Below are 5112 nucleotides of genomic sequence, written 5' to 3'. Positions count from 1 at the left end.
CCCCCGGCCACCCGCAGCAGGGGCGTTGACAGGCCGGAAACATTCGCGCAACCTGATACCGCTCCCACCCCGAGGCAGGTGCCACCCGTGATGCCAGCACTGCACCCCGGCCGGTTGCTGGCCCGCAGGTACCGGCTCATCGACCAGATCGGCGCCGGCGGCATGTCGGTGATCTGGCGGGCCCACGACGAGGTGCTGGACCGGGTGGTCGCGCTGAAGGTGCTCGCCCCGTCGCTCGCCGCCGACGCGCGGTTCCGGGACATGGTGCGCGAGGAGGCCCGGGCCGCCGCCCAGCTGGTGCACCCGCACGTCACCTCGGTGCACGACTACGGCGAGACGGTCGCGCCGGACGGCTCCATCACCTCGTTCGTGGTGATGGAGCTGCTGGCCGGCGAGGAGCTGGAACTCCGGCTCACCGAGGGGCCGCTGCCGTGGGCCGACGCGGTGGAGATCGGCGCCCAGGTGGCCGACGCGCTCGCCACCGCGCACCGGCTCGGCATCGTGCACCGGGACATCACCCCGGCCAACGTGATGATGACCCGGGTCGGCGCGAAGGTGCTCGACTTCGGCATCGCCACCCGGATCGGGGCGCCGGACGAGGACGAGGACGGCGGTAGCTTCGGCACCCCCGCCTACGTGGCGCCGGAGCGGCTCGACGGGGCGCCCGCCCAGCCGGCCACCGACGTCTACTCGCTGGGCGTGCTGCTGTACGAGGCGCTGAGCGGGCGGGTGCCGTACCCGGCCGACACCTGGGAGCAGCTCAGCGAGGCGCTCGCCGCGGGCCGGCCGCCCACCCTGACCGGAGTGCCGGACCTGCCGCCGGAGGTGGCCCGGATCTGCCTGCGCTGCCTGGCCCGGGATCCGGCGGAGCGGCCCACCGCGCGGCAGGTCGCCGCGACCCTGCGGGACCAGATGCTCCCCGCCGACCCGCAGGCCGCCACCATGCTCGCGCCCACGGTCACCCTGCCCGCGGTCCCGCCCCCGGGCACCGGTGGCGAGTCGGGGCCCCGCCGACGGCGGGTGCGCCAGCCGGTGCTGGTCGTACCGGTGGTGCTGGTGCTCGGGGTGGCGCTGGCCGTGCCTGCGCTACGGCAGGAGCAGGCCCCGCCGTCGCGGTCGCTGCCCACCGCCGGGCCCGGCGACGCGCCCTCCGGCCCGCCGAGCGCCACCCCATCGGCGGCGGTGTCCCGGTCGGCGGCCCCGCCGGGCTTGGCCGCCCCGACCGACCCGCCGACCCGACCGGACACCCTGGTCGCGGCGGCCAACCGGCTCGACGGGCTGATCGGCGCCGGCCTCACCGACGGCGGCATCCGGCCCGACGTGGGCCTCGACCTCCGCAATGAGCTGCGCAACCTGACCGACGCCGTCCGCGCCGGCCGGGGCGACCTGGCCGGGTCGGTGGCCCGGCTGCGCGAGAAGGTCGCGGTCCGCCTCGGCGAGGGCGGCATCAGCCCGGCGTACGCCGACCGCCTCGACACCGCCATCGCCGACCTGGGTGCCGCCCGGGCCTGACGTCGCCACGCGCGTCCGCGCCCTCGTCGTCCCGCCACCGCACGGCGCAGGCTCGGCCCTCCAGCCTCCGACCCGGCCGAAGCAGGTCGCTCGGCCGCCCCTGCCGGGCTGCCCCGTCTGTGCTCCGGGCGTTGGCTCAGCCGGGCGGAGGCGTGCGCGCGGCGCGGGTCGGAGCGGCTGCCCCGGCTTGTGCGGGCAGCTCCACGGGCCGCCGGCGGTGGCGTCCGGGCTGGTCAGCGGACCCCGACCCGGACCGGTTCGGGCGCCCGTTGCAGGGCCGACTCGGCGATGAAACGCCGGTAAACCTCCTGGTAGCCGCCCGCCATCCGGGCGGTCGAGAAGTTCTCCGCCACATGGGCCACGCATGCCGCGGGGTCGAGGCGGGTGACGGCGCGCAGCGCCTCCGGCAACTCGTCGTCGTGCTCGCAGACCAGGCCGGTCACGCCGGGGCGCACCAGCTCGGGCACCGCTCCCCGGTTGAGCGCCACCACCGGGGTGCCGGTGGCCATCGCCTCCACCATCACCATGCCGAACGGCTCGTCCCACTGCACCGGCATGATCAGGCACCGGGCCTCGACCAGCATCCGTAGCGCGGCGGACCGGTCAGCGTCGAGCACCACGGTGACGTCCTCGCCGAGCAGCGGACGCACGACCTCGTCGTAGTAGCGGCGCTCGGCCGGCTCGTTGCACTTGCCCGCCAGCACCAGCGGCAGGCCGGCCGTCCGGCAGGCCCGGATGGCGACGTCCGGGCCCTTGTCCGGGCTGAACCGGGCCAGCCAGAGCACCGGCCCGGGAACGGGCGCACTCTTGTACGGCACGCCCTGGGTGTCCATCGCGTTGTGCACCGTGCCGACCCAGCGCAGCTCCGGGTTCAGCTGGCGTTGGGCGTGCGAGATGGCCACCAGGCCGACGCTCGGGTCGGTCTCGCTGAGCACGGTGCCGTATTCGCCTACCGGGTTGCCGTGCACGGTCGCCACGGTGGGCACGGCCCGCCGGCCGGCGATCAGCGGACCGATGGTGGTGTGGTCGTGGATCACGTCGAAGTCGGCCGGACCGATCCGGTGCCGGACCCGGGCGAGGTGCGCCAGTTCGGGCAGGGACTCGCCGAGCCGCTCGTACTGCACCTCGGGCACGGTCGACACGAACTCGGCGTCGGTGCCGGTCTCGTGACCGGCGCCGAAGAGGGTCACCGCGTGCCCGAGGTCGACCAGACCGTCCACCAGCCCGGCCACCACCTGTTCCAGCCCGCCGTATCCGGGTGGGGGCACTGACAGCCACGGCGGGACCACCATCGCGATCCGCAATGGGCGTTCTGCCGAACGGTCGGCCGGAAGCTGGTTCACGGCCACGCTGTCCTCCCCATCGGTCCCTGGTGCGCGTGATCGCCCGGGTCCCGGTGCGCCCCCGCGGCCACCCCCGCGCCGGGCGATCGACGCTGGTTTCCCGGCGACGGCACCGGTAAACCGGACAAGCCGCCGCTCATCCACCCACGATCAGCCGGTCCCGCACAGCCCGCACCCCCGCCGCGGACCACGCCGTCCGTTCCGCCTGGTCGCGTTCCCACCAGGAGCGGACCACCCCGTCGAGGACGACGGTGTCCCCGTCCACCTCGACGGTCACCCGTTCCGTGCCGATCCCCCGCAGCAACGCTCGCTGGAGGTCGCGCCGGGTCCGCTCGGCGTCCGGGCGGGCGGCCGGCCGCACCTCCACCAGGTTGGTCACCCCGCGGACGCCGCGCAGCCGGTGCAGTTCCCGTTCGGCGGTGCGCCGCTGCCAACCGAACTCCACCTCGCCGCGGAGCATCACCCAGCCGTTGGCGACGGTGACGTCCAGCCGCTCGGCCGGGACGAAACTGTCCCACTCCAGGGCCCGGCTCGCCGCGATCGCGATCTGCCCGTCGGTCCGCTCCGGCTCGCCGGGCAGCTGCACCTCGACGTCGTCGGCGACCGCCCGCACCCCCCGTACGCGCTGCGCGCAGCGTTGCGCCGCCCACTTCCGCGGGTAGCTGTCCACCTGCCCGGTCAGGGTCACCACCCCCTGGTGCACGGTGACCCCGATGTCGTTCGGCTGCACCTGGGCGTCCCAGGCCAGTTCGTCGAGCACGTCCCGCTGGATCTGCGCGTCGGTCCGGACGGCCGCTGCCGTGGTCATCGCACCCCTCCGTACGCCTAGCCGGGTCTTCTGCTCGACGGTGCCGGCACGGCGGGTGACGGCGGTTCACCCGGACCGGGTGAACCGCCGTCGGAGGAGCGGCGGGTGGCGGAGCCAACCCCCTTGGCCCCGCCACCCGCCGCTGGAGGGAGGAGGCAGGTCGGTTGGTGTTATGACGTCTCGGCGAGCGTCACGGTTGCCGTCGATTCGGAACCGTTCCGCGTGTAGGTCACCTCGACCCGGTCGCCGACCTTGCCGGCCTGCACCGCGGCGACCAGATCGTCCGAGTCGTTGATCACCTTGTCGCCGAAACGGATGATCACGTCACCGCGCTGCAGGCCGGCCTTCTCGGCGGCGCTGCCCGGCGTGACGGCGGCGACCAGGGCCCCGCCGCCGTCGGCCGCGTTCACGCTGACGCCCAGCGACGGGTGGCTGACCTTCTCGCCCCGCTGGAGCTTGCCGGCGACGTCCTTGGCCTTGTTGCTGGGGATGGCGAAGCCGACCCCGATGTTGCCGCTGCTGCCCTGCCCGGCGGTGGCGATCGCGGTGTTGATGCCGATCACCTCACCGCGGGTGTTGACCAGGGCGCCCCCGGAGTTGCCCGGGTTGATCGGCGCATCGGTCTGGAGCAGCCCGGAGATGGAGCTGACCCCCTGGCGCGGGTCCTGCTGGCTGCTGCCGGCCTGGATGGTGCGGTCCCGGGCGCTGAGGATGCCGGCGGTGACCGACCCCTGCAGCCCCAGCGGGCTACCGAGGGCGAGCACCTGGTCGCCCACCTGCATCGCGTCGCTGTCGCCGAACGTCGCCGGCTTCAGGTCGCTGACCCCGGACGCCTTCACCACCGCCAGGTCGGTCTTCGGGTCGGTGCCGACGATCCGGGCCTGGGCGGTCTTCCCGTCGGCGAAGATCACCCGGACCGTGTCGCCGCCGGCCGAGGCGACCACGTGGTTGTTGGTGAGCACGTAGCCGTCGGCGGTGAGGATCACCCCGGAGCCCTCGCCGCTGCCGGTGGTGATCGAGACGACGCTCGGCTGCACCGAGGCGGCGATCCTCGGCAGGTCCGCGCTGTTGATCACCGGGGCGGCGGAGTAGGTACGGGTGATCCCCCCGGAGTCCCCGGCGAGCGCCAAGGCGAGCGCGCCGCCGGCGACGCCGGAGCCGAGCATCAGGGCGAACACCGCGACCCCCGCCCCGGCGATCCTGGCGATCCGGCCGGGCCGGAGGCCGGCCGGCGGGGCCGGAACCCAGGCCGGCACCGGCTGGCCCGGGTAGTGCGGCGGCTGGCCTGGGTGGTGCGGCGGCTGGCCCGGGTGGTGCGGCGGCTGGCCGTACCCGTGGCCGGTCGGTCCCGGCTGGCCCCCGCCGCTCCAGCCGGGCTGCTGGCCCGGATACCAGGGACCGGCCTGGTGGCCGCCGGCGGCCTGCGGGTGACCGGGGTGGGCGTACGGG

The 5112-nt window shown here is 75.1% G+C and carries 4 protein-coding genes; 1 reads left to right on the top strand and 3 read right to left on the bottom strand.

The window, feature by feature from the left end:
- Window positions 1–90: 90 nt before the first annotated feature.
- The gene (locus C1I99_RS29105) at window positions 91–1512 is read left to right on the top strand and encodes a serine/threonine-protein kinase (protein ID WP_111137392.1); all 1422 of its coding nucleotides are present in this window, start codon (window positions 91–93) and stop codon (window positions 1510–1512) included.
- A gap of 233 nt (window positions 1513–1745) precedes the next feature.
- On the opposite strand, the gene C1I99_RS29100 is transcribed toward C1I99_RS29105, so the two are convergent.
- The 3 genes from C1I99_RS29100 to C1I99_RS29090 form a co-directional block, all read right to left on the bottom strand.
- A complete protein-coding gene (locus tag C1I99_RS29100; RefSeq protein ID WP_111137391.1) occupies window positions 1746–2804 on the bottom strand; it encodes a glycosyltransferase family 4 protein in 1059 nt (352 codons plus the stop codon).
- 187 nt (window positions 2805–2991) lie between these two features.
- Window positions 2992–3663 (bottom strand): BON domain-containing protein, encoded by a 672-nt coding sequence (locus tag C1I99_RS29095; protein WP_111137389.1) that lies wholly within the window; start codon window positions 3661–3663, stop codon window positions 2992–2994.
- Between the two features lie 170 nt (window positions 3664–3833).
- A partial coding sequence (locus C1I99_RS29090) for a S1C family serine protease (protein ID WP_111137390.1) occupies window positions 3834–5112 on the bottom strand: 1279 nt, incomplete at its 5' end.

This window comes from Micromonospora deserti (genome assembly GCF_003236335.1).
GTDB lineage: Bacteria > Actinomycetota > Actinomycetes > Mycobacteriales > Micromonosporaceae > Micromonospora > Micromonospora deserti.
This window is presented reverse-complemented; position numbering and strand designations above follow the sequence as displayed.